Source organism: Legionella drancourtii LLAP12 (assembly GCF_000162755.2).
In the GTDB taxonomy this organism is placed as follows: Bacteria; Pseudomonadota; Gammaproteobacteria; order Legionellales; family Legionellaceae; genus Legionella; species Legionella drancourtii.
Genome location: NZ_JH413808.1, coordinates 113,269 through 136,059, shown reverse-complemented (window position 1 = coordinate 136,059; position 22,791 = coordinate 113,269). Strand labels below are relative to the sequence as shown.

Below are 22,791 nucleotides of genomic sequence, written 5' to 3'. Positions count from 1 at the left end.
ATGGACTTAATAAGAGTTATGTATTTTTTTTAAGAATAGCACATGGCTTGCATTTTAATGCAAGCGAGTACACTAAAAATGCAGATTTAAAACTGCAACGATAATTTCCAGGATAATCAATACAATAATGATGATTTCCAGATTATGGCCGTGTCGATTGTCCAGGTAGCCATTGAACATTTCAAAAATTTCATTTAGCGTATCTAGGCGATGATTTATTGCATTAACGCGTCGTTGAATATGCAAATAACGCTCCAGCATTGCAAAATGCTGTTCAAGCGTAGGATGCTGCCAAAAATATTTGGGGTGATAGAGGAAATTACTGATCAAATTCATTTCACTTTTTGCGCCCAGGATTTCCCCGATAATCTGTTGGATTTGCGTACGGCTAATTTCCATTTCACCACGATGAGACAGGGTTTGGATCATTGGATTATATTTTTCAATCAGCCCATCAATGATGGTTTCAAAATATTGCAATTTTACGGATTGTGAAAAGCCATAAGATAAACTAAGTTTGAGCTCATCACTGTCATCTTCTATAGTTAAACAATCCACATCAAAATAATCATGGGGTTCTATCGTGGTTTTATCACCGGGTTGAAAGTGGAATTCATCATGCACCAAAATCGGCACTGGTTTGTCAATAAGTTGTTTTATTGTGTTTAGGTAATCATTGATTTGGTAACGTTTGATTCCCCATGAGACTACCGTCCCATTTTTAAATATATAGATAGTATGATCTTGATTACTATTGGGGGTGAGTTTAATAACATCTCGGGTTTTCAATGAGCTAAATTCGGTAGAAATATTTTTAAAATGATTGTCGATACGTGATAAATCAATTGATTTAGCAATACAAAAGCTTAAGCATTCCATGATAGTTGTAACCTACGGTAAAGATAAAAGTGCCTGCCTTGATGAACAATAATGCAAACACAGCTGCGCTGACTTTGGCGGTGCAGACGCTGCATATTAAGTTAATTATACAATAAATTGGGTACTTATCTCAAATTTAGTTACGATGGTTAATTTTATTAAGGAGTAGAGCATCACTTGTCTTAGGGCGAAAGTTGGGCTTCACACCCAACTTCACAGTCACATTTCTATGACTCGCTATCAACCGTTTCGCGACTAGAATAGGCTTTCTTTTTATCCGTAGCGCCACTTAACCACTGTGGGCAAACTTCCAAAATCGCAGCGATTTTATCCAATTGTTCATGTCCTGGAAGGATATGACCAAAAATAAATGAATTCGCCAAATGGCGAGATACATCGAATACTTTGGATACTGCTTTGATTTTTTCGGTTAATTCTTCAGGAAAACCTAATGTAGCTAATTCGCGGTTGAAGCGCTGCGAAAATACTTTACTGTTCATTTTCTCACTCCGTGAAAAAACACTATCCAGCACTACGCAAATCAAATGCTGCCCTCACACTGATCTATCAATCCCTGAACCAGATAAAAGAGTTATAGCGCATTTTTTGGGGATCGCAAAGTATTTTTTAAATTGAAATCAACTAGTTATCAACTAGTTATCATTATGATAACTAGTTGAGCAATAAATCGGTTCCGGTGGCGATAATCCGCGTGGTTGGCGCTGTATTTCTTCATTTTTACGTAGAGCGCGATCTCGTGTAATTTAATGGGTATGATGGGCGGTTTATGCATCAGTGGTTAATAAAAATGGCAATGGTCTTATTTGAAGGATGGTAGGATGCTTTTGTTGCAATGCGGCACTCGGAACAGAAAAAACAATGCGCGAAGGAGTCGGTGCCAGGAAAATGTGTGCTACAATTTGTAGCAATTTACGCATGTAACGTACAACATACCAAGGTTTTCGATGTTTGGTGTTAATAAAATAGTAGGCAAAGCTTTTTTTAAACAGGCAAAGCACGATGAGCTTTTAGTCACCAGTCGTTTTTTTACCCTACAAGGGGAAGGACCTTATCGTGGTCATCCTGCGTATTTTATCCGCTTGGCTAAATGCAATTTGGCTTGTTCTTTTTGTGACACTTATTTTGACAGCGGTGAATGGCGTAGTTTTTCTTCTTTGCTGGTAGAGGCTGATGTGGTTATTGCCGAATTTTTTAAACAACGCAATTTGCCCATCCCTGCTTGGGGACAAGGTGTTGCTAAAAAAATAGTTTTGGTGATTACCGGTGGCGAACCGTCGCTGCAAAATAATGTATCGGCATTTTTAGCCGAAGCTCAGCGTTATTTTCAATACACGCAAATCGAATCAAATGGCACGTCTGTATTGTCTGATTTACCGCCGAGCACTACCCTGGTGGTAAGCCCTAAATGCCTGGAAAAAAATGGTGCTGCCGTACGTTATCTTGAACCCAATGTAAAAATGTTAGCGCGTGCTGATTATTTGAAATTTGTTATGTCTGCTCCTGAAGTAGAGCCCTATTTGCCTTACAGCGAAATACCCGTTTGGGCGCATCAATGGGCAGCACAAACCAACAAACAAGTTTTTATCAGCCCCATGAATTGTTACCAGCAAGAACCGCAACGTGTCAAAATGATTCGCAATGAGGGTCGCGATCTGACTATGGCTGAACGCTCTGAAATTAATGAAGTGATTAGCTTTTGGGAGCCTGAGCTTTTAGATCTGCAAAAGAATCAACGCAATCATGAATATGCCGCCGAGTACTGTATGAAACATGGATTTATTTTTAATCTGCAAATCCACTTATTTGCCAATTTACCTTAAGTGAAATTTATTATTGCGTGCTGAGAGCGAAGATTCATTTATTAAAAGCAATCCAATACGAACTCTATAGTAAAACACTCGCTATTTAGAGAATTTTCAGTCAAAATGGTAATAAATTTGTAAATTTCTACACTTTATTTGTACAAAATAAGGTATAATGCCGGACTGAATTTATTGAAAAAAGATTTTTTATTGCCAATTTGTAGTGAGTGGAGGTAATTTAATCCTTTATTACTTCTTAGGAATTTCATATTTAGGAGTCAGGAACGAATGAAAAAAGTAGCCTTATTAATGCTGAGCTTAATTTTGTCGAGTGTTGCTGTTGCTGGGGATATTGATCCCAAAGAATTTGCGAATCATACCGTGACCTTGGCCGGACTGAAACCAGGAGAAGGTCGATTTATTCGTGGTGATGTGTTTGAGAATAATAAATTTCAATCCGGGTATTATTTTTGTGCTGGAGCTGACAGTACCGTTTATGATTTAGAATATTTCTTTTCAAGAAGCCATGAACCATTCCATGTGGAGCATTTAACGCGATTTTCAATTTGCCAAGATGAAACTTTAGCTCAATGTGAAGAGTTTGCTACGGACAAGTACCTTACCTTTAGAAATTTGGATGGTTATTTGCAAAATGATGTCGAGAATGCAACGGTAGATCTCTCACCTATAAAAGCCGCTTATCAATCTTGCGAACCTAATTCAGATATGGATGAAATTGTTAAAAAATCCATCCATGTAAATGACCGTCTTTTAGCTCACGTAGGCTAATTTCTTATAGGTCACCTCATTTTATTCTGCTGTCCTGCGGCTCATATCCGCAGGATTCAGATTCAGTTATTATTTACAACATTACCGTAACCCCTATATTAATATAATGCGTAAAATCGCCTAAGTAATTATACAGTTGTTGCCCGGCACTTAGATTGAATAAGGTATTGGGGGACATGAGAAGTTGCAGCCCTGCATCAAAATTAAAGCCCGCACCCGTTGTCGCATCAATGTTACTTTGTCCATAGACTTCGCCATAAACTGCTATCTTAGCATTAGGTGTATAAGTGATGATTAGATCCGGATTAATGCTGTTGAAGTAGCGTCCTCCTAGTATTGCTGCTTCACTTGTTCTACTTAGTCCGAGCATGGCACTGATATTAAATTGAGGATTAATGGTGTAACTCGCAATGCCAGTAATGGTAGTCCCCCAATGCTGAGCGCCGTAGCTATAGCTGCCACTGGCGGTATTGGCTATACTTTCTACCGCAAAGATCCATTGATCATTATAGCTAATGGTATGCTTGAGGCCTGCAGAGGTTGCTGTAGAGCCTGATGTCGGGGCTATTGATTGCTGAATATAATTGGGTAACAGGACAAAAAATTCATTGCTACGGGGTAAACCAATACGCAGTTCTGCATAGGGGAAACTTTGCTGGGTGCCGGCATGTTGCATGAGTTGTTGTTGGCTGTAACTTAATTCGACAACGACTTTTTTAAACGGGACGCTGCAAGGACTGTCACTATGACTGGGGCTATTGGAAATATCGATTATCCCAGTACAATTTGCATAAAGCACAGAGGCCGGCGTCATCATATAGAGCAAGCTCATCGTTCTCTTAAATACCGTGCTATTCATTTATCTAAGATCCTACAAGTGCATTAACTATGGCGCGGGTTTTGCTGGTTTCATGTTCCAGGCAAGACAGTCCCATGCTGGCGTAGAGGCTTCATTGGCAAAGATACAGACCGCACCAGTCGCAATCTTAATTTCGTACTGCGCACTAAAGGCGGCAAAATCATCAGTAAGATGGGGGGCAAAGCGTGCGATGCCATTACTCGTTACGACCAGGCAGGTTTTACCCATGTACTGCTGGCGCAGCCGTTCAGCAAAGCTGCGCCAGTTATTAATAATTTCAGCCGGATTAACCTTCCAACCGTCAGGAACTAAGGCTTGTGTCTCCCAGGCGTTCAGTGCTTTTTTGCCAATGCGAGCAATCACCTCTGTTTCCGGTTGATTTTCATCAGGTCCATAGTCAATTTCATTAAAGATGGACAAAGTTTCAATTGCTAAATGAGTACCCATTACCTGTTGCGCTTGCTCGGCGGTTTGTATTGCACGTTGTAATTGTGAGGTAAAAAGGATATCAGGGAGAAGATTATTTTGTTTTAGGTACGCGCCAAGTAAGCGGCCTTGTTCTAAGCCGCTCGCGACTAATGGTAAGTCGGTTATCCCAACTCGCCGCACTATGTCACCAGGAGCAAAGGTATTGCCGTGGCGGGCAATCAGTAAACGTAGGGTCATAACTTATATCGCCTCTGTGGATGGGGGGACTAATTCACCATATTGGGCAATTAATGCTTCGGCACGTGTGACATCTTGTGGGCTATCAACACCGGACATGCTTGCTCGTCCATTGTAATCAACCGGAACGCAACGAATAATGTAGCCGTTTTCCAGGATGCGCAATTGTTCTAATCCTTCTAATTGCTCAAATTTACTTTCAGGCAAGGTGATGAATTTTTCTAAAAGCTCTAATGAATATCCGTAGAGGCCGATATGACGAAAGATGGGACTGTTCTCACTTCGTTGTCGTAATTCATCTTCTTTACGTAAGGCGGGGATTATATTTTTACTGAACCAAAATGCATTCCCCGTTTTTGCATCAAACACCGCTGTAGTACCGCTAAAGGGGGTGATTTGTTTACTTTGTCGTAACTCATCTAATTGTTTCCAGCTTAATTGCGTTACCGGTGTTACCGCATCGCAAGGGGAGGCGGCAAAAGCAGTAATCATTGCCCGCAAGAAATCAGGCGGTGTTAGTGGTGCATCGCCTTGCATGTTTAAAATAAAATCGGGCTGTATCGGCATTTGTCGTACGGCTTCGGCAACACGATCAGTACCCGTAAGGGCTTCTTTAGAAGTCATGACCGCGTTGACCCCAATTGTTTGGCAATGTTGCCTAATGCGTTCATCATCAGTAGCGACGACTATGGAGACATTATTTAATTTCGCAGCTGCGGCAAAAGATAAACGCACTACGCGCTGCAGCATGGTTTGACCGCAAATCATTACTAACGGCTTTCCAGGTAAACGGGTTGAGGCATAACGTGCAGGAATAACGATTGCGGTGTGCATAATTCAACTAAAATAGGTTTAATTAAAAAGGTAGAAATAATAGCGTAAATAGCTGCTTATTGCTATTCAGGGAAACTGTGGATTCACGAAATTGGCGACAATTATTACGTATCATTTCCCTCTCCAGTGCACTGGAGAGGGCATATTGAAACGTTCTTTCCTTTTATTCTTATTGTGCAAAATAATTCAAGTCTAATTCTCTTGCGGCTTTAACATCATCCAAGCGTCGTACTGGTAAGGTATATGGTGCTTCTTTGAGCAATTCAGGATTAGTTGCTGCTTCCTGCCGAATCGTTTTCATTACCTGCACAAAGTTATCTAGTTCTTCTTTGCTTTCTGTTTCGGTGGGTTCAATAAGCAAACACTCTGGAACGAGCAAGGGGAAGTAGGTTGTGGGGGCATGAATGCGATAATCTAACAGGCGTTTCGCCAAATCCATGGCCGTAATGCCATAGGTTTTCTTTTCAGGGCTTAACGTCAGAATAAACTCATGGGATGCCCGGCGACTTGGATACGCTGCCGTGAAACCTACATTTTTGAGTTCTTTGAGCAGGTAATTGGCATTTAAGGTGGCGTATTCGGAAACGCGCAGCAGACCTTCTTTGCCAAGTACACGCATGTAAAAATAAGCACGTAATAAAATGCCGGCATTACCCATAAAGCAAGACAAACGGCCAATGCTCTGTGGGTAATCGTAACGGCTTGCCCATTGATAGCTGGAAGCGGTTTTTTTCACTATCGGCAGCGGCATAAAGGGTAGCAAGCGTTTGCCAACCGCTACAGGGCCTGCACCAGGACCACCACCACCATGTGGCGTGGCAAAAGTTTTATGTAAATTTAAATGCATGACATCAAAGCCCATGTCGCCAGGTCGTACTTTACCGAGAATGGCATTAAGGTTGGCACCATCGTAATACAACAATCCGCCGGCTTGATGCACCAGTGCGGCAATTTCTTTAATTTGCCGCATAAATAAGCCTAATGTCGATGGGTTAGTGAGCATAATACCAGCGGTTTTCGGGCCTAATTTGTTTTTTAATTCTTCCAGATCAATGTCCCCATCGGCCCCTGTAGCAATTTCCACAATTTTAAAACCACACATGATTGCGGAAGCAGGGTTCGTGCCGTGCGCGGCATCAGGAATTAACATTTCATCACGCGTGGTATCGCCACGCGATTGATGATAGGCCTTGATCATCGCTACCCCAGCAAATTCACCTTGTGAGCCGGCCATTGGTGTTAAAGACACTCCGGCCATACCGGTGATTTCGGTAATGTGTTCTTGTAAGCGATAGAGTACCTCTAAAAAACCTTGGCTATCGTGCTCTACAGTTAAAGGATGGCGGTTAAGAAAGTTGGGTATGGAGGCCGCTTTATGAACGCCACGTGGGTTGTATTTCATGGTACACGAGCCTAAGGGGTAAAAATTGCTGTCAATGGCAAAATTCTTATGTGAGAGGCGGGTAAAATGGCGTACCACTTGCAATTCAGAGCAGGCCGGCAGGCGCGGTGGTGTTTTGCGTTGCAGCTCCTTGGGAATGGCATAACTGCTGTTGGTAATTTTAGGCGCTTGTGCGCTTGCTCGACGGTTCTCTTGGGATAATTCAAAAATCAACATAATTTGCCTTCCATTTTTTGAATAAGTTCTTTGAGTTCATCGCAATGCTTTATGGGAATAAATTCAATGAATTCATAGTCTGCGATCTCGGCTAAATAGTAAGGATCCTGTTTAAAAACAGATTCTAAATAGTCTCGGTCATTGGTCGTTGCAATGATAATGCCACCAGTACGTGGTTTCATTGGTCCAGAAGCAAGCAATAGATCTTGTTTGTAATAGTAATCAAGAAACTCGCGATGCGCACTGAGGTATTTATCTACTTCAGCAGCGGCTACTAAATAGGTTAATTTGATGATAAACATTAGGTACCTCGCTGACCCATGATGGATTTCAATGTTTTTGCATACTGTGTCATCTCTTCTTCAGTACGCATTTCTGTAGCGCAAATTAGCAGCGTATTTTCTAGTTGAGGGAAGTGGAACTGCGGGGTGTAACCACCAGTAATACCCGCCTGGGCTAATTGCTTTAATACTTCAGCGACAGGCTTATTGAGTTTGAGCAGCGCCTCATGAAAATAAGGGGCGGCAAACACTTGCTCTACACCATCAATTTGGCTTAACTTCTCCACTAACTCATGGGTATTTTGGTGGCATTGACTGGCAACCTGGCGTAATCCTTCGGCACCTAAGAGGCTCATATGAATAGCTGCTGCGGTGACTAGTAACCCCTGGTTGGTACAAATATTTGACGTTGCTTTGGCACGACGTATGTGTTGTTCACGTGCTTGCAAGGTTAAGGTAAAGCCGCGTTTTCCTTCTTTATCTACCGTACAACCGATGATGCGTCCAGGCATTTGCCGTACATGCGCCATGCGAGTACTTAAGAAGCCAAAATATGGGCCTCCAGAAGCCATTGGTGAACCTAAAGGTTGGCCTTCACCACAGACGATGTCAACCCCATGCTCACCCCATAATCCAGGTGGTTTTAATAAGGCTAAGGAAATGGGATTGACGCAGGCAACGCTAATGGTCTTATTTTTGGCAGCCCAATCACTGAGTTGGTCGACACGTTCCAAACAACCAAAGAAGTTGGGTTGGGCAATTAAGAGCGCGGTAATGTCTTCACCTGTATAAACTTCTAAAGCAGACAATGCCGTAATGCCTTGTTGTTCATCAAAAGGCAAGGAAATCACTTCAATATGCTGGTTACTGAGAATAGTATTAATTGTTTCCAGATAAAATGGATGAATGGTACCTGCAATCAAAATACGATTTGTCTTGCTGTGTTTGTTTACTCTCACGGCCATTAACGCCGCTTCAGCCAACGCTGTAGCGCCATCATACATGGAGGCATTGGCGACATCCATGCCGGTTAACTCACAGATCATGGTTTGAAACTCATACAACAATTGCAGTGTACCTTGACTGGCTTCGGCTTGATAAGGTGTATAAGCAGTTAAAAATTCACCGCGTGCGGCGATATCCCACACTGCGGCAGGAATATGATGTTCATAGCATCCTGCGCCCAAAAAGCAGATCCCATTACGGTTTTTGTTGGCGAAATTTTGTGCTTCTTTTAACATATCCATTTCATTGATGCCGGCGGGAATCTCTTGAAAACCAGCATATTGTAAGGATGCGGGAATTTCATCAAATAAAGCCTGAGTCTGCGTAACACCAATGGTTTGGAGCATGTCTTTGGTATCTTTAGTGGTGTGGGGGATATAAGGCATGATTAGTGCTCCTCGGCAGTCTCATCTTGATATTGTTCAGCAGTTAATAAACTCTTGATTTCACTAAGATCGCTAGGTTTTACTTTGACTAACCAGCCGGCAATATAAGGGTCTGTATTAACTATAGCTGGATTTGCCACCACCGCTTCATTGATTGCGGTAACTACCCCACTAATTGGCGCATAAAAATCAGAAGCCGCCTTTACTGACTCAACCACCCCTAATTCATCACCCGCATTAACTTCATCACCTACTACAGGCAATTCAACAAAGACCATATCGCCTAACAATTGTTGTGCATGATCGGTAATGCCGATGGTAACTTCATCCATATCTTCTCTTAGCCATTCATGGGTTGAGGTGAATTTTAAGTCATTCATTGTATTTATCCTTAATTGTATTTGCCACTAGTTTAAAATGTTTGCCCCTGTGCTAGAAGCGATGATGATAGGGTTAGATTGCTTGGCCATGCTTCACAAAGCGTGGTTTCCCAACTTTAGCCGGAACTAATTTATCGCGAATAGCAACCAGAACTTCAGCACCAGTTTCTAGCGGAACACGTGCTAAGGCGATTGATTGTTCTAAAGTCGGGGAATAACTGCCGCTGGTAATGACGCCATCGGCATAGCCGGCAACGACAACGCGCTGGCCATTACGCATAATGCCTTTATCCATCAAGGTTAATCCCACTAGCTTGTGTTTAAGCCCCTGCTGTTTTTGTGAGAATAAGGCCCCCATACCGATGAAATTACGGTCTGTCGGTTCCCATTTAATCGTCCACGCTAATCCTGATTCGAGGGGGCTGGTGCTGGTATCCATATCCTGGCCGTAAAGTAGCATTCCGGCTTCAAGTCTTAAGGTGTCTCTGGCTGCTAAGCCACAAGGATGTACCCCCGCATTTTTTAAATCAGTCCATAATTGCACTGCCTGTTCTTGCGGGACAATAATTTCAAAACCTTCTTCACCCGTGTAGCCGGTGCGGGCAAAAAACCATTGTTCCACATCAACGCATTCAAAATTAGTTAATGTGGAAACGGCGTCTATCTGAGCCGGATTCAATACTGCAAGGGTTTTGCTAATCGCATTAGGGCCTTGCACGGCAATCATGGCTAATTCAGTCCGTTCTTGTAAACCCACGGCAAAGCCTTCACTCATCTGGTGAATCCAGACTAAGTCTGTTTCGCGAGTTGCCGAGTTAAGAATGATACGGTAGTTATCAGAAGCGCGTTGGTAGACAATCAAATCGTCAATAATACCGCCATGTTCATTACACATGCAGCTATAGAGGGCTTTGCCATTATGCTCTAATTGGTCTACGTCATTGGTTAGTAGTTTGCGCAGAAATTGCCGGCCACCCGCGCCAAGTATATCGACGATGGTCATATGTGAGACATCAAACATGCCGGCATCACGACGAACCAAGTGATGTTCATTAAGCTGAGAGCCATAATGTAGAGGCATTTCCCATCCATGAAAATCAACCATTTTAGCGCCAGATTCATGATGAATCGCATTAAGTACGGTTTTAGCAATCATTGCTTGAGTCCTTTTTAAATCACCTTGAAGAAGAGATTATACCTATTGCGATTAATTTTGCGAGATTTCCGCTTTGATTTTTTATGCGGCAATGATTTTTTAGGATTATGAGCTAAAACAGCTATATACTGTATGCATAGAGTATCTTTATAGGGTTGCTAAATGATTTGGCTTGGTGTTTGGCGATGGACACTGGATTTAGGGTGGCTGATGCTGCTTCTCCTTTTGCTAAGGCATTTTTGGCAGGATAGGCAGGCATTGGTTAAAGCGCAATCTTGGTTAAAGGTAAAGGGGCATATTATCGCTTGTGAATGGACTACAGTTGGACATAGTGTTTGGCCTAAAATTGAATATTCTTATCAAGTTTATGATAAAAACTTGTATGGAGAGTATTTATTTTTAGATACGGCGCATAATACCCCAAACAGCAAATATGCGCGTCGGGTAGCCTATAAAGCCGCGGTGGCTTTTAAAGAAAATGAAGAAATTGATGTTTATTATAATCCCAATCATCCCGAACAATCTGCTTTAGATGTCACGATGCCGAAAAAATTAAATGTTATTTTAATTTTAATCGGCACTTTGATTGTTTTGCATGTGGGGCTTATTGCTTGGCGCCTGTTGGGCTAGCTGCGGTAGGTGTTGTATGGTCATCCTCAATTGGACATTGGCAGGATGGTTTGATTAGCACGGATTGCAAGCTGTTCATGCTAAAGCCGCGCACACCTTGGCCTGCGGGGGCGATCCCAAACTCAATGTTGACTTTAAGCGTTTGTGATTGTTTATATTGCGGGTTTTTATACATTACCAGCAAATTCATTGTCGCTTTCCAATGGTTTTTATCAATTGTGGTAATTACCGGTGGTTCTGTAGCCACGGCACTGACGTAATAAAGATTTTTTTGGACAGCCTCAGGAAGTTTTGAGTCATTTAAGGCTTTGCTGTAAGCTATCCAACCATCCGCGGTAAAATATTTGGCAATCTGTTTTTGATCTTGTAAATAATTTTTATAACTGTAGCTATAAGTCGCGACAATCGCTTCATTGACCCAAACAGCCATTGGCGCTTGCTCAGGGCCTGCATGTGTTAACTGTGACAATATTATGAACAGCATAAAGGCTAATGAGCGGAATTTATTATTCATTTGTGGTCTCGATTTTGTTTAAAAATTTCTTATTAGATGCAATCGTTTCAGTGTACTCACTTTTTTTAAATAAAAAAATCCCCGGTTTCTCACCGGGGCAAATTAGTTGTTTGAATTATTCATTCAAACATCGCTCCGCTTAAGAGGGGGTAAAGCGAAGCTAAGCATCCGGGGGAAATGCTCACATATTAGACACCTAATATTATCTGGAAGTTCAATCGTAAAGCAAAATATTTTAGCGGGATTGTTGAGGATTTTGTTTATTCAGTAATGATTAGCGAATAAATCGCTAAAACCTTGAACATGTACTTCGAGCATAGTTTAATTAATCGCGTTATTGTATATTTGATTTACATGGAGTAAGTAATGAGAAAAGTTTTTATTGGCTGTGTTATTGGTACGTTATTGAGCCCTATTTCATTAAGCTTTGCCGGAGCAATGGGGGGAATAGCAAAACAATTTTAATGTTTATGTTCCTAATTTGCCCTCGGCATATGAACTAAGCTGAGGTGCTTTATTTTTGCGTCCGACGGGTATTAATGATTATGGTGTTGTCGTTAATCCATTTAATCCTGATGTTGCTACGCCAATCCTTGATCCCAGTTGGCAAGTCAGAGGCATGAATCCTCTAATTATAGTGCCGGATTTTTCTTTGATTTACGTTACTAGCTGCCTCGGGTATTCCATTAAACCATCAATATATTTCGCATCGCAGTTATGTGCAAGTGGTTCCGGCATTGGATGCCAAGCCGGGGCTTAAATACGCTTATCAGGCAGGAAATAATGCAACATTGACGGTAGAGGGCGGTTATATGGCTTCTATTTATGTTAATGCTGTGCAAAGCGATGTACCATCCACCTATGTGCCTGGCTCGGCAGGGATGAATACCGGCGCTATTTTCCTGCAAAGCCTTACTAAAAAATCGAGAGTTTACGGTTGATGGGCCTTATGTGATGGCTTCATTGAAAATGTAAGGTGTAGTGGTAGTCATTTCTGCGACTATTTTTTTCATCGCCTGGGGGCTTTTTTTAATCAGGCGATACGTGTTGGCCACAATTCTCTTTGTTTCATTTAAACGTTGGTTGTGATTAAAACTACCGATAGAGTTGGTTTTATGCTATTGTTCGAGGTTTTATGTCGATGAAGTGAGATTAATGGGGGCATGGTGCGTAATAGTCGGTTTTACTTTGCTAATCCTGATCGAGTTGGTCGATTTATTAATCGTTGGGACTTATTGCTCCTGATTTTGATCTTTGCCGTTTTATTCTTTTTGGGTTGGGCTGGTTCGCAAATGGCTACCCCCTATCAATTAGGCGATCAGATTCCTATTTCTTTAGTGCCAGAAAATTTGCCTTTTTATGCTTTGCGTACCGTTTTGCGACTGTTTATAGCCTTATTTTTTTCCATCTTATTTACCTTTGCCGTGGGACTTTTAGCAGCTAAAAATCGTCGTGCAGAACAAGTGATTATTCCTGCCATTGATATTTTGCAATCCATTCCGGTGTTAAGTTTCCTCTCGATTACGGTGACTGGGTTTATCCATTTATTTCCGCACAGTTTATTAGGTCCTGAATGCGCCTCGATTTTTGCTATTTTTTGTGCACAAGTATGGAATATGACCTTTGGTTTTTATCAATCATTAAAAACCATACCGCATGATTTACAAGAAGTTGCAGCAATGTTTCGCTTGTCCGCATGGCAACGTTTTTGGAAGCTGGAAGTGCCTTTTTCCATGTCCGGTCTTTTATGGAATATGATGATTTCCATGTCGGCCAGCTGGTTTTTCGTGGTGTTGTCGGAAGCGATTTCAGTTGCACATCAAAACATTAGATTACCTGGGATTGGTTCATACATTGCTTTAGCAATCCAGCAACGTGACCTACATGCCGTAGGTTATGCTATTTTAACCATGGTGATTGTCATTTTCCTCTATGATCAAATTTTATTCCGTCCTTTAATTGCCTGGTCAGAAAAATTTAAATTTGAACCTTCGCCCGATGAATCGGAGTATCAATCCTGGTTAGTGGATTGGATACGCTGTAGTCGGCTAATGAAACGATTCACAGAGATTATTGACATTTTTACTAACAGTTTTGTCAATGCCCGCTGGTTTCGCATAGGTGAACCCAAGGCGATTAAAGAAATTGATTTTAAACGGCAAAAACGTATTGACCGCTTTTGGAGTACGATGGTTTTATTTTGTGTTTTAAGTGGCGGCTGGTTTTTATTACGCTTTATCCTTGCCGAATTGAAAGTTAGTGATATTTTGCACGTATTTTTACTGGGCGCAGCAACGGGTACCCGCGTTATTGCTTTAATTGTTTTAAGTTCTTTAATTTGGATCCCCGTAGGCGTGTGGATTGGCTTAAGGCCACGTATTGCGCAAAGAATACAACCCGTGATTCAGTTTGTCGCGGCCTTTCCTGCAAATTTATTTTATCCTTTATTTGTTATTGCTATTGTTGAATTTAATTTAAATGTAGAAATATGGGTGACACCACTGATGATTCTTGGGACGCAGTGGTATATTTTATTTAATGTGATTGCTGGTGCCTCGACCATTCCTCGTGAATTATATCTTGCCGCAGACAATTTTGGCTTGAAAGGATGGCTGTGGTGGAAACGTCTGGTTTTGCCTGGAATCTTCCCTTTTTATATTACTGGTGCGATTACAGCTGCTGGTGGTGCCTGGAACGCCAGTATCGTGGCAGAATGGGTCAGTTGGGGGAATGTTACTCTTAAGGCAACTGGGCTGGGTGCCTATATACAAGCCAGCACCACCATTGGTGATTTTCCGCAAATCGCATTAGGCACAGCCATGATGTGCCTGTATGTGCTGACTTTTAATCACCTGATTTGGCGGCCGCTGTATCGCTTAGCGGAAGAACGGTTTAATTTTAATTAATAACGGGTACGTATTTTTGCACTACTGTTCCTTATAAACAGGAATGGGGATATCGAGAGCAATATAATTTACCCAAACCTTGAGACGCGTATGTCTGAAACCATTATTGCTATAGAAAGTTTACGCAAGTCTTTTAAAAAAGCGTCTACGCAGGATTTGCTCGTACTTGAAGACGTTAATTTTAAATTGCAGGAAGGTGAGATTGTTGCCTTATTGGGTAAATCAGGTTCGGGTAAGTCGACCCTGCTGCGAATTATTGCTGGTTTGATTCCGCCGACCAGTGGTACGGTGACTTATCGTGGCAAACCAGTTACCCGACCTGTTGCCGGCATTGCCATGGTCTTTCAGTCTTTTGCTTTAATGCCCTGGCTGAATGTATTGGAAAATGTGGAGTTAGGCCTTGAAGCCCAAGGTGTAAGCCGCGAAGAACGTCGACATCGGGCGATTGAAGCCATTGATATCATTGGCCTTGATGGCTTTGAGTCCGCTTTTCCCAAGGAGCTTTCAGGAGGGATGCGGCAACGGGTTGGTTTTGCGCGTGCTTTGGTTATTAATCCTGATGTGTTACTTATGGATGAGCCTTTTTCTGCTCTTGATGTGCTTACCGCAGAAAACTTAAGATCAGACTTATTGGAATTATGGAAAGAAAAGAAAACCAATACCAATGGTATTTTATTAGTAACGCATAATATTGAAGAAGCAGCGACTTTGGCGGATCGTATCGTAATTTTCGGTAATGATCCGGGCTATATTCGCGCTGAATTACCAGTAACCTTGCCTCAGCCTCGTGATCCCGAGTCTCCTGAATTTCGTGCCTTGGTTGATAAAATTTATACCTTAATGACTACTGGCCCCAAAGAAAAGGCAAAACGGGCACAGCGTGAACGGCAAATTGGTTTGGGCTATCGTCTTCCTGATGTTGAGCCTTCCGAGTTAACCGGTTTGATTGAAACCATGACTTCTTTTGAAGAACGCATTGACTTACCCGAACTTGCCGATGAGTTGATGATGAATATTGATGATTTATTCCCCATTTTGGAAACGCTGGAAATATTAGGTTTTGCTAAGGTCTCGGCGGGGGATATTCAATTAAGTGATTTAGGTAAGCAGTTTTCCGAGGCTGATTTGCAAGAGCGAAAACAATTGTTTGCCCAACGATTATTGGAGAAAGTACCGCTTGCGCGTTACATCAGTCGTGTTTTAGATGAAAAAGTAGGGCACCGAGTTTCTGAAGAGCGTTTTTTAAGTAAGCTTGAAGATTATTTAAGTGAGAAAGAGGCTGAACGCGTGTTACGGACAATGATTGACTGGGGGCGCTATGCCGAACTTTTTGCCTATGATTTTAATACAGGGATTTTAAGTTTGGAAAACCCCGGGGATGGGACATAGTTTAATTCTGGTCACCTTTGTGACAACGTATGCTGGACTGTATAAAGCCCAGCATTTTAATTGGCCTACTAAACCAATTTAAGCTGGTTTTCTTACCAAGTAGGCCAATATTTCTAATAAACGCTCAGGGCTCCCGGCCAATTGCAAATCCGTTTTGTATTTATTATTGATGACAAAAGCGGGCACTGCACTAATTTGATAAGTGGCCATCAATGCCATGCCAGTTTGCACTTTCATCTCAATAGTTGGCGAATTCTCAAAAGCACTTTTAGCAATTTCTCTATCCACACCTTGAGTAACAAAGAAGTTGATCATGGTTTGTTTCGACTCTAAAGGCGTTCTCTCTACTTGTATGGCTTTAAATAATAGGGGATTTAATTTGTCAGAAAGAGCCAGTGTTTTTGCTGTGTAATACGCTTTGGCATAAAGCTCCCAACTGGGTTTAAACACGACTGGGATCCGTTCAAATTGCACGCTTTTTCCCATTGAATTAACCCAGGCATGAAGAGGGGTTTCTATTTTATAACACCAGGGGCAACCGTAACTAAAAAATTCTTGGATCAGAGGGGTTTTGCTTTTATTGGCGATTGCTTGTGGGTTGGCAACGATTTGATAATCTTTGCCTTCAACAAATACTGCTGCGAAAATCATGGTCGGTAAGAGTAAGAAGAAACAAATTAGTTTTTTTAACATTTTTAAATTCCCTAGTGTAAGCCTTCAATATAATGTGCCACTGCTTCCATATCGTCTTGACTCATTCTACTGCTGATGTCTTGCATAATATGGTTTAAATCATTTTTTCGTTTACCGTCTTTAAATGCCAGCAATTGCAGTACCGTATATGCTGCATGCTGGCCAGATAGTAGTGGAAATCCAGCCTGCGCATTACCTGTACCTTTAGGACCATGACAGGCGATGCAAGCAGTAATCCGTTTGCTAAAGTCTCCACCGCGGTAGAGTAGTTCTCCACGCCGTAGAAATTCTTTGGGAGTACGGCCCTGAGCAAGTGGCATTTTAGCATAATATGTTGCTAAGTCATCCATGTCCTGCTCACTCAATGTTGCGGCCAATGCCTTCATTGTGGGGGCATCCCGTACATTGCTGTTTTTCATGTCCTTAAGTTGTTTCACGAAGTATTTTGGGTGTTGCCCCGCTAGATTAGGCCAGTCAGGATTCGTGCTGTTCCCTTCTTGACCGTGGCAGGCAGTGCAAACCATGGCTGTATTCGCGACAAGCGTGGTATTTTCTTCGGCGTAAATAGCAGGAGGGGCACACAAAATAAGGGCAAGGACAAATTTTTTCATAGATATCTCATTCGGTGGTGCTTGAGTCTTAGGGGGGCACGCCGCCGTCGGTCATTTGCCCCAATAGCAGTACCTTCTCAGTAATTTCATCGTGGTAATGAACCGTAAATGTTGGCCTACATTAGCCTTAGGGCCCAAGCGACATTTTTTAGCAAAAATTATATAAATTCGTGAACTAATGGTACACTGCCTTGGTCTAAATCCCAAAGTATTATATATCTCATGTTAGAAAATCCTTACTCAAGAGCAGTATTTTTAAAAAGTGCCGCCAAAGTGGTGCATTTACCGGAAGACAGCGGCTACGAAGTTGCTTTTGCCGGCCGTTCTAATGCTGGTAAGTCCAGCGCGTTGAATTGTTTAACTGGTATTAAAGGATTGGCACGTACCAGTAAAACGCCTGGGCGCACGCAACTTATTAATCTATTTAGCCTAGATGACGAGCATCGGTTGGTTGATTTGCCCGGGTATGGCTATGCCAAAGTCGCCTTGCAGGTGAAGATGGAATGGCAAAAACATTTAGCGCACTATCTTGATATCAGAAAAAGTTTAAAAGGCTTAGTGTTATTAATGGACATACGGCACCCGCTCAAAGATTTAGATCAAATGATGATTGATTGGGCGTTGAATCGTGAATTGCCGGTTCATATCTTGTTGACTAAAGCCGATAAATTAAGCCGTAGCGAGGTAAAAAACACCGTACTAAAAGTGCGTAAGCATTATGGCTTAGCTGAGCATTTGGTTAGTGTACAGTCTTTTTCTTCTTCGAAAAAGGAAGGTGTTGCCGAGTTAATTGCAGTGCTTAATCAATGGCTTGCATTGGGCTCATCATATTAGAGGATGAAAATTGAATTCATTTTTTGTCTACTAAAGCGTGCAATTTTTCCCAGCTGTTCTTCAATATGTCCGTGTGCAAAAGCTATTTTTCCAGTAGCTTTTGCACGCTAGAAAGGCTGATTTATACTAATTAAGAGTGCTTATTTCTATCCTTCATGAGCTCTTCGACAACCTGTGGATTTGCTAAGGTTGATAAATCGCCTAACTCTTCAAGGCTTTGTATTTCTTTACCCGCAATTTTACGCAAAATACGGCGCATGATTTTTCCTGAGCGTGTTTTAGGTAATTCACTCGTAAAATGAATGATATCTGGTTTGGCGATCGGGCTGATTTCTGTTTTTACCTGCTCAATTAATTCGGCTTGTAATTGCGCCGTTATTGATACATCTTCCTTTAAGATAACATAAGCATAAATGCCTTGGCCCTTCAAATCATGAGGTATCCCTACCACTGCAGCTTCAGCAACAGCCACATGACTAACCAATGCACTTTCAATCTCAGCGGTACCTAAGCGATGCCCGGATACATTAATAACATCATCGACACGGCCAGTAATCCAATAATCGCCATCTGCATCGCGTTTTGCACCATCACCAGTAATGTAATAACCATTGTGTAAATAAGTAAGGCAATAGCGCTGATGATCCCCTGCTATAGTGCGTGCCATTGATGGCCAGGGGTATTTTATGGCTAAAAAACCTTCACCTTCATGCTGTATTTCGTTACCTTCTGCATCTAATAATACGGGAACAATACCCGGTATAGCCTGTTTTGCGGCACCGGGTTTATTGGCGGATTCATTGGCACGAGGGCTTATCATTATGGAACCGGTTTCTGTTTGCCACCATGTATCGACAATTGGACATCGGTCTTGACCTACTTGGTGATAATACCATTGCCAGGCTTCAGGATTAATCGGTTCACCCACAGAGCCCAATAAGCGCAAGGAGCTTCTTGTGCTTGAATCGAGCCATTCATTGCCACAACGCATTAAGGCTCGTATGGCGGTGGGGGCGGTATAAAATACATTGACTTGATGTTTATCAATAATTTTCCAGTTTCGTGCAGCATCAGGCCAGGTGGGGATTCCTTCATAAATTAACGTGGTGACCCCATTGCACAGTGGTCCATAAACTACATAACTGTGGCCAGTGATCCAGCCAATATCGGCGGTACACCAAAATACTTCATCTTCTTTACAGGCAAATATAAGCTGGTGTGTATAGGCGGCTTGGACTAGATAGCCACCCGTGGTATGCACCACACCTTTGGGTTGGCCAGTGCTGCCTGAAGTATACAGAATAAACAAGGGATCCTCGGCATCCATTGGTTCGGGATCGCAGTGAGCGCTTACCTGGGTTTTTAATTCATGCCACCAATGATCGGTATTTTTATTAAAAGCTACAGGGGCACCGGTAGTTTTTATAACAAGTCGGGGTAGGGTTAAATTCGTGCAAGCCTCATCAGCATGTTCTTTTAACTGAACTATCTTGCCCCCACGATAAAAACTGTCAGTGGTGATAAGACAAGCACTATCAGCAGCGAGTAAACGTTGTTTTAATGCATGCGCTGAAAAACCGGCAAAGATAACGGTGTGAACCGCACCAATGCGTGCACAGGCAAGCATGGCAATCGCCGCTTCTGGGATCATTGGCAAATAAATGGCGACCTTATCGCCTTTTTTGACCTTTAACGCCTTCAGTACATTACTCATGCGACATACTTCAGCGTGTAATTCGCCATAGGTCAGGGTTGTATGTTGGTTGGGATCATCACCTTCCCAGATAATGGCTGTCTTATTTGCTCTTTGGGGTAAATGTCGGTCTAAGCAATTCACACTGACATTGAGTTGCCCTCCTTTGAACCAGGTTACATTGCCGTGTTTTAAATCACCTTGCAGTACACTGTCCCAAGGGCGTAGCCAATGGATGGTTTGATTGGCTATTTCGGACCAGAATTCGGCTAAAGATTCTTCCGTATGTGTAAGTTTAGGATGGGTCATGCTCTACCTCTTTTCCTTGGGATATTAATTTTATAATAGCTGAAAAATCAGCTTCACCAAGGCCTTGTTCAATTAAATGTTGATAAAGTGTTGTTGCTTTTGCACCCAAGGGCGTGGTGACCTGCACTGCGTGCGCAGAATCTTGGCTGAGCAATAAATCTTTCAGCATCATCGCTGCGGCAAATCCTGGTTTGTATTCATTATTGGCGGGCACATTTTCCAGTACGCCAGCTACAGGAGCATATTTGCTCATCGCCCAGCACTGTCCCGATGAATTACTAACTACCTCAAAGAGCTTTTGTGGTGATAGGTGCAACTGTTCTGCTAAAACAAATGCTTCGGAAATGGCGATCATCGAAATTCCAAGAATCATGTTGTTGCATATTTTTGCTGCCTGGCCGCTGCCAGCAACACCCGTGTGAATAATTTTTTGTCCCATTGCTGCAAGTATGGGCTGGGCTGCGTGAAAAGCGGCTTCTTCACCGCCGACCATAAAGGTTAAGGTGCCTGCAGCTGCACCTGCAGTACCGCCAGATACCGGTGCATCAACCACACGGATGCTCTGTGCGTGGGCGAGCTGATGTAACTCACGTGCGCTATTGACGTCAATTGTGGAGCAGTCAATCAATAAGGAACCTTGTTTTAGCATAGTGAGCAAGCCATCAGGACCATGATATACAGCTAAGACTTGTTGTCCTGTTTGTAACATAGTGATGATGATGTCTTGTGCTACTTCTTGCAGGTTCTGGGCTATGACGCCACCGGCATTGGCAAAATTTTGCCGGGCTGATTGTTGTACGTCATATCCACTGACTTGGTGTCCTGCCTTAACAAGATTAATGGCCATGGGTAAGCCCATATGACCTAATCCGACAAATCCAATTTTTGCCATGCATTTCTCCGTATTTAATCGTGGGTTGGCATAATAAAGGCATTTTCTGTTAGTTCATTAACTGGCCATTTACTGGTCACCGTCTTTTGTTTGGTATAGAAATAAATACTGTTTTCGCCATGCATATTGATATCACCAAAGAAGGAATGTTTCCAGCCGCCAAAAGGATGGTTGGCAATAGGTACTGGAATAGGAATATTAATACCAACCATACCGACTTGGATGCGTTGACTGTATTCACGGGCACTAAAGCCATCGCGTGTAAAGATTGCCGTGCCATTACCAAACTGATGCTTATTTACTAAGTCGATGGCTTGTTCAAAATCAGCGACGCGCACAACGACAAGAACTGGTCCAAAAATTTCATTTTGGTAGATAGACATCTGTGCGGTGACTTTATCAAATAAACAAGGGCCGACAAAGAATCCTTGAGCATGTTCTGGATGCTTAAATGTTCTGCCATCAATGATGAGTTTTGCACCTTCATGTACGCCTTGGTCGATGGCGGCTAAAACTTTTTGCTGGTGCGCCCCACTAATCAATGGTCCCATATCGGTACCAGCGACATCACCTGCATTAATCTTCATGGCTTGAATTTGTGGTGTCATTTTGGCGATTAACGCATCCGCAATTTGATCGCCTACCGCAACAGCAACCGAGATAGCCATGCAGCGTTCACCAGCAGAGCCATAAGCTGCTCCAACAATCGCTGTGGCTGCTTGGTCGAGATCGGCATCGGGCATCACTACACAATGATTTTTAGCCCCACCAAAGGTATGAGCGCGTTTACCATGCGTAATTGCTTTAGTATAAATAGAGTGAGCTACTGGAGTTGATGCGACTGCAGTGACTGCTGCAATATCCGGATGGGTGAGTAAATAGTCTACCGTTTCTTTATCACCATGCAAGCAATTAGCCACTCCATCGGGTAAGCCTGCGTCACTTAATAATTCTAATAAGCGCACGGAGGCGGAAGGATCTTGTTCTGATGGTTTTAAGATAAAGGGATTACCACAGGCAATTGCCGGGATCATCATCCATACGGGAACCATTACTGGAAAATTAAAGGGGGAGATACCAAGGCTGATGCCGATTGGTTGTCGAAAGGTATGGCAATCAATACCACTGGCTACATCGTTAGAGAAATCCCCTTTGAGTTGATTCACCAAACCACAATGTAATTCAACTACTTCGATGGCGCGTGCTACGGAACCTTTCGCGTCATCAATCGTCTTGCCGTGTTCATTTGTCACGATTCGTGCCAAATCCATTTGATATTTTTCCATTAATTCTCTAAATTTAAAAAGAATACGTGCTCTTTTTATTGCAGGTGTTTGCGACCATTCAATTCCTGCTTCTTTTGCGGTCATGATGGTTTTATCGCACAGGGCTTTCGATGCGAAGTGTACTTGCCCAATGATTTCACCTAAGGCGGGGTTGTAAATAGGGTGGCTGGCTGTGTTTGCTTCGTTAATTAATTGACCACCTATGTAATGTTGTACAATGTATCCCATCATCAAACTCCTTTTCATGATTTTTATCAATTTAGGTTGATCATTGTAATTGTTTCATGGAAATATTTATACAATAATAGTGGACTTCCAGAAGTTATTGTTTATTAAACAATAACTTCTGAGGGTTCTA

General features: G+C 42.3%; 23 protein-coding genes. 7 read left to right on the top strand and 16 right to left on the bottom strand.

Annotated features, from left to right (window positions below; translation table 11 throughout):
• Positions 1-72: 72 nt before the first annotated feature.
• Both LDG_RS04720 and LDG_RS04715 read right to left on the bottom strand, forming a co-directional pair.
• Complete coding sequence (locus tag LDG_RS04720) at positions 73-879, bottom strand: RMD1 family protein (RefSeq protein WP_006870025.1); 807 nt, start codon at positions 877-879, stop codon at positions 73-75.
• 227 nt (positions 880-1,106) lie between these two features.
• Positions 1,107-1,379, bottom strand: coding sequence for a hypothetical protein (locus LDG_RS04715; RefSeq protein ID WP_006870024.1), 273 nt, complete (start codon positions 1,377-1,379; stop codon positions 1,107-1,109).
• 465 nt (positions 1,380-1,844) lie between these two features.
• On the opposite strand from LDG_RS04715, the gene LDG_RS04710 reads away from it, so the two are divergent.
• Together LDG_RS04710 and LDG_RS04705 are read left to right on the top strand one after the other, a co-directional pair.
• On the top strand, positions 1,845-2,720 hold the full coding sequence (locus LDG_RS04710; RefSeq protein ID WP_006870022.1) for a 7-carboxy-7-deazaguanine synthase QueE: 876 nt from the start codon (positions 1,845-1,847) through the stop codon (positions 2,718-2,720).
• Between the two features lie 270 nt (positions 2,721-2,990).
• Complete coding sequence (locus tag LDG_RS04705) at positions 2,991-3,491, top strand: hypothetical protein (protein WP_006870021.1); 501 nt, start codon at positions 2,991-2,993, stop codon at positions 3,489-3,491.
• Between the two features lie 73 nt (positions 3,492-3,564).
• Here LDG_RS04705 and LDG_RS04700 read toward each other — a convergent pair whose 3' ends face one another.
• The 8 genes from LDG_RS04700 to gcvT form a co-directional block, all read right to left on the bottom strand.
• Positions 3,565-4,350, bottom strand: coding sequence for a transporter (locus LDG_RS04700; protein ID WP_006870020.1), 786 nt, complete (start codon positions 4,348-4,350; stop codon positions 3,565-3,567).
• Positions 4,351-4,377: 27 nt separating this feature from the next.
• Positions 4,378-5,016, bottom strand: a complete 639-nt coding sequence (locus LDG_RS04695) for a histidine phosphatase family protein (protein ID WP_006870019.1) — start codon at positions 5,014-5,016, stop codon at positions 4,378-4,380.
• A gap of 3 nt (positions 5,017-5,019) precedes the next feature.
• On the bottom strand, positions 5,020-5,850 hold the full coding sequence (gene kdsB, locus LDG_RS04690; RefSeq protein WP_006870018.1) for a 3-deoxy-manno-octulosonate cytidylyltransferase: 831 nt from the start codon (positions 5,848-5,850) through the stop codon (positions 5,020-5,022).
• A 169-nt stretch (positions 5,851-6,019) separates the two neighbouring features.
• Positions 6,020-7,468 carry an aminomethyl-transferring glycine dehydrogenase subunit GcvPB gene (gene gcvPB / locus LDG_RS04685; RefSeq protein ID WP_006870017.1) on the bottom strand — a complete coding sequence of 483 codons (1,449 nt, stop codon included), beginning with the start codon at positions 7,466-7,468 and terminating at the stop codon, positions 6,020-6,022.
• On the bottom strand, positions 7,462-7,770 hold the full coding sequence (locus LDG_RS04680; RefSeq protein ID WP_006870016.1) for a YciI family protein: 309 nt from the start codon (positions 7,768-7,770) through the stop codon (positions 7,462-7,464). The genes gcvPB and LDG_RS04680 overlap by 7 nt, the downstream gene beginning before the upstream one ends.
• A complete protein-coding gene (gene gcvPA, locus LDG_RS04675) occupies positions 7,770-9,140 on the bottom strand; it encodes an aminomethyl-transferring glycine dehydrogenase subunit GcvPA (RefSeq protein WP_006870015.1) in 1,371 nt (456 codons plus the stop codon). Before gcvPA ends, LDG_RS04680 begins: the two co-directional genes overlap by 1 nt.
• A gap of 2 nt (positions 9,141-9,142) precedes the next feature.
• A complete protein-coding gene (gene gcvH / locus LDG_RS04670) occupies positions 9,143-9,520 on the bottom strand; it encodes a glycine cleavage system protein GcvH (RefSeq protein ID WP_006870014.1) in 378 nt (125 codons plus the stop codon).
• Positions 9,521-9,593: 73 nt separating this feature from the next.
• Positions 9,594-10,676: a glycine cleavage system aminomethyltransferase GcvT gene (gene gcvT / locus LDG_RS04665; protein WP_006870013.1), complete on the bottom strand. Its 1,083-nt coding sequence runs from the start codon at positions 10,674-10,676 to the stop codon at positions 9,594-9,596.
• 162 nt (positions 10,677-10,838) lie between these two features.
• Here gcvT and LDG_RS04660 point away from each other — a divergent pair, with 162 nt between their 5' ends.
• Positions 10,839-11,306, top strand: coding sequence for a DUF3592 domain-containing protein (locus LDG_RS04660; protein WP_040534491.1), 468 nt, complete (start codon positions 10,839-10,841; stop codon positions 11,304-11,306).
• Here the strand turns inward: LDG_RS04660 and LDG_RS04655 are convergent.
• Positions 11,281-11,820: a DotI/IcmL family type IV secretion protein gene (locus LDG_RS04655; RefSeq protein WP_040534489.1), complete on the bottom strand. Its 540-nt coding sequence runs from the start codon at positions 11,818-11,820 to the stop codon at positions 11,281-11,283. The two genes, LDG_RS04660 and LDG_RS04655, sit on opposite strands and share 26 nt — an antisense overlap.
• Before the next feature lie 680 nt (positions 11,821-12,500).
• Between LDG_RS04655 and LDG_RS04650 the strand changes: the two genes are divergently transcribed.
• From LDG_RS04650 to LDG_RS04640, 3 genes are all read left to right on the top strand, one after another.
• Positions 12,501-12,761, top strand: coding sequence for an Lpg1974 family pore-forming outer membrane protein (locus LDG_RS04650; protein ID WP_324602957.1), 261 nt, complete (start codon positions 12,501-12,503; stop codon positions 12,759-12,761).
• A 225-nt stretch (positions 12,762-12,986) separates the two neighbouring features.
• On the top strand, positions 12,987-14,726 hold the full coding sequence (locus LDG_RS04645) for an ABC transporter permease (protein ID WP_085955925.1): 1,740 nt from the start codon (positions 12,987-12,989) through the stop codon (positions 14,724-14,726).
• Positions 14,727-14,816: 90 nt separating this feature from the next.
• Positions 14,817-16,115: an ABC transporter ATP-binding protein gene (locus LDG_RS04640; protein ID WP_006870006.1), complete on the top strand. Its 1,299-nt coding sequence runs from the start codon at positions 14,817-14,819 to the stop codon at positions 16,113-16,115.
• A 78-nt stretch (positions 16,116-16,193) separates the two neighbouring features.
• Here the strand turns inward: LDG_RS04640 and LDG_RS04635 are convergent, their stop codons facing one another.
• Positions 16,194-16,808 (bottom strand): thiol:disulfide interchange protein DsbA/DsbL, encoded by a 615-nt coding sequence (locus LDG_RS04635; protein ID WP_006870005.1) that lies wholly within the window; start codon positions 16,806-16,808, stop codon positions 16,194-16,196.
• 11 nt (positions 16,809-16,819) lie between these two features.
• Entirely contained in the window at positions 16,820-17,419 is a 600-nt protein-coding gene (locus LDG_RS04630; RefSeq protein WP_006870004.1) for a c-type cytochrome, read from the bottom strand.
• Between the two features lie 222 nt (positions 17,420-17,641).
• Between LDG_RS04630 and yihA the strand changes: the two genes are divergently transcribed.
• Positions 17,642-18,253, top strand: a complete 612-nt coding sequence (gene yihA, locus LDG_RS04625; RefSeq protein WP_006870003.1) for a ribosome biogenesis GTP-binding protein YihA/YsxC — start codon at positions 17,642-17,644, stop codon at positions 18,251-18,253.
• A 130-nt stretch (positions 18,254-18,383) separates the two neighbouring features.
• Here yihA and acs read toward each other — a convergent pair whose 3' ends face one another.
• From acs to LDG_RS04610, 3 genes are read right to left on the bottom strand one after another with little or no spacing between them, the layout of a single operon-like run.
• Positions 18,384-20,255, bottom strand: a complete 1,872-nt coding sequence (gene acs, locus LDG_RS04620) for an acetate--CoA ligase (RefSeq protein WP_006870002.1) — start codon at positions 20,253-20,255, stop codon at positions 18,384-18,386.
• Positions 20,242-21,147 (bottom strand): 3-hydroxyisobutyrate dehydrogenase, encoded by a 906-nt coding sequence (mmsB, locus tag LDG_RS04615; protein WP_006870001.1) that lies wholly within the window; start codon positions 21,145-21,147, stop codon positions 20,242-20,244. Before mmsB ends, acs begins: the two co-directional genes overlap by 14 nt.
• 14 nt (positions 21,148-21,161) lie before the next feature.
• A complete protein-coding gene (locus LDG_RS04610) occupies positions 21,162-22,661 on the bottom strand; it encodes a CoA-acylating methylmalonate-semialdehyde dehydrogenase (protein WP_006870000.1) in 1,500 nt (499 codons plus the stop codon).
• Between the last annotated feature and the right edge of the window lie 130 nt (positions 22,662-22,791).

Coding starts and splice junctions, on each gene's coding strand:
- LDG_RS04720 (WP_006870025.1), bottom strand. CDS start 879: ATGGAATGCTTAAGCTTTTGTATTGCTAAATCAATTGATTTATCACGT.
- LDG_RS04715 (WP_006870024.1), bottom strand. CDS start 1,379: ATGAACAGTAAAGTATTTTCGCAGCGCTTCAACCGCGAATTAGCTACA.
- LDG_RS04710 (WP_006870022.1), top strand. CDS start 1,845: ATGTTTGGTGTTAATAAAATAGTAGGCAAAGCTTTTTTTAAACAGGCA.
- LDG_RS04705 (WP_006870021.1), top strand. CDS start 2,991: ATGAAAAAAGTAGCCTTATTAATGCTGAGCTTAATTTTGTCGAGTGTT.
- LDG_RS04700 (WP_006870020.1), bottom strand. CDS start 4,350: ATGAATAGCACGGTATTTAAGAGAACGATGAGCTTGCTCTATATGATG.
- LDG_RS04695 (WP_006870019.1), bottom strand. CDS start 5,016: ATGACCCTACGTTTACTGATTGCCCGCCACGGCAATACCTTTGCTCCT.
- kdsB (WP_006870018.1), bottom strand. CDS start 5,850: ATGCACACCGCAATCGTTATTCCTGCACGTTATGCCTCAACCCGTTTA.
- gcvPB (WP_006870017.1), bottom strand. CDS start 7,468: ATGTTGATTTTTGAATTATCCCAAGAGAACCGTCGAGCAAGCGCACAA.
- LDG_RS04680 (WP_006870016.1), bottom strand. CDS start 7,770: ATGTTTATCATCAAATTAACCTATTTAGTAGCCGCTGCTGAAGTAGAT.
- gcvPA (WP_006870015.1), bottom strand. CDS start 9,140: ATGCCTTATATCCCCCACACCACTAAAGATACCAAAGACATGCTCCAA.
- gcvH (WP_006870014.1), bottom strand. CDS start 9,520: ATGAATGACTTAAAATTCACCTCAACCCATGAATGGCTAAGAGAAGAT.
- gcvT (WP_006870013.1), bottom strand. CDS start 10,676: ATGATTGCTAAAACCGTACTTAATGCGATTCATCATGAATCTGGCGCT.
- LDG_RS04660 (WP_040534491.1), top strand. CDS start 10,839: ATGATTTGGCTTGGTGTTTGGCGATGGACACTGGATTTAGGGTGGCTG.
- LDG_RS04655 (WP_040534489.1), bottom strand. CDS start 11,820: ATGAATAATAAATTCCGCTCATTAGCCTTTATGCTGTTCATAATATTG.
- LDG_RS04640 (WP_006870006.1), top strand. CDS start 14,817: ATGTCTGAAACCATTATTGCTATAGAAAGTTTACGCAAGTCTTTTAAA.
- LDG_RS04635 (WP_006870005.1), bottom strand. CDS start 16,808: ATGTTAAAAAAACTAATTTGTTTCTTCTTACTCTTACCGACCATGATT.
- LDG_RS04630 (WP_006870004.1), bottom strand. CDS start 17,419: ATGAAAAAATTTGTCCTTGCCCTTATTTTGTGTGCCCCTCCTGCTATT.
- yihA (WP_006870003.1), top strand. CDS start 17,642: ATGTTAGAAAATCCTTACTCAAGAGCAGTATTTTTAAAAAGTGCCGCC.
- acs (WP_006870002.1), bottom strand. CDS start 20,255: ATGACCCATCCTAAACTTACACATACGGAAGAATCTTTAGCCGAATTC.
- mmsB (WP_006870001.1), bottom strand. CDS start 21,147: ATGGCAAAAATTGGATTTGTCGGATTAGGTCATATGGGCTTACCCATG.
- LDG_RS04610 (WP_006870000.1), bottom strand. CDS start 22,661: ATGGGATACATTGTACAACATTACATAGGTGGTCAATTAATTAACGAA.